The 1,129-nt window shown below is 54.7% G+C and carries 1 protein-coding gene; it reads left to right on the top strand.

What is annotated here, in order from left to right; genetic code table 11:
• A partial coding sequence (locus PGB28_RS21290) for an IS110 family RNA-guided transposase (protein ID WP_271423513.1) occupies window positions 1-869 on the top strand: 869 nt, incomplete at its 5' end.
• Between the last annotated feature and the right edge of the window lie 260 nt (window positions 870-1,129).

The raw sequence follows: 1,129 nt of genomic DNA, 5'->3' as shown, positions 1-1,129 counted from the left end.
TGGAAGCTTGCGCTTCGTCGCACTATTGGGGTCGTGAGATTTCAAAATTGGGCCATGAGATACGCCTGATCCCGCCAATCTATGTAAAGCCATTTGTCAAACGGCAAAAGAACGACGCGAATGATGCGGAGGCGATCACAGAGGCTGCGATGCGCCCAACCATGCGGTTTGTGCCGGTGAAAACAGCTGAGCAACAATCTCGCTCGATGGTCTTTAAGACGCGTGATCTCCTTGTGCGCCAACGTAACGCGACCATCAATGCGTTGCGTGGTCACCTTATGGAATATGGGATTGTTGCCCCTGCAGGCCGTCTCAACGTCAAGAAGTTGGTTGCCAATATCGAAGCGCCAGATCATGGGCTGCCGCCGCTCGTGGTCGAATGCTGTCAAGTCCACCTTGATCAACTCGAAACTTTGACGAAGAAAATCACTGAGATTGAAAAACACCTGCGGGAGGCCGCAAAGAGCGACCCGGACAGCATCCGTATGCAAACGGCACCGGGGATCGGGCCGATCACTGCTATGGCAATCAAAGCCTATGCACCCGATTTTGGAGGCTTCAAACGCGGCAGAGACTTCGCGGCCTGGCTCGGATTGGTTCCCGTTCAATACTCGACCGGAGGCAAGCAGGTCCTTGGCCGAACCTCCAAAATGGGGCAACGCGATATCCGACGACTATTGATTATCGGTGCCATGGGGCGGGTCCGTTGGGCTTTGAAAAACGGGGCCCCCAAAGGGTCCTGGTTGGCGAAGATGCTTGAACGCAAGCCTCGCATGCTGGTCGCCATCGCTCTGGCAAACAAAACTGCACGGGTCATCTGGGCCATGGTGAGCCGAAACGAAGATTACCGAGATCCCTGCGCAGCATAATTGGCGGCAAAGGGTAACGATGTGAGAAGGACCCTGAGACAGTAAGGACAAATTGATCGGCCAGATCGAGGTTGGGAAAACCAGGGTGTTCCAGAGAGCTTCGCGCTCGTTTTATTTATTTGGACCCGGCCTTCGCATCGCCATACCGGCCCTCGGCATGTGAAACGCCCAACTTCAGAGGCCTGACACATGACCGTACCCGATCACATGCCCGAACCGATCAAGAAAGCTCTTGCATCAAACGAGGTATCCACACATGG

The sequence above is a fragment of the Primorskyibacter aestuariivivens genome (genome assembly GCF_028023675.1).
Taxonomy (GTDB): Bacteria; Pseudomonadota; Alphaproteobacteria; order Rhodobacterales; family Rhodobacteraceae; genus Marinovum; species Marinovum aestuariivivens.
This window is presented reverse-complemented; position numbering and strand designations above follow the sequence as displayed.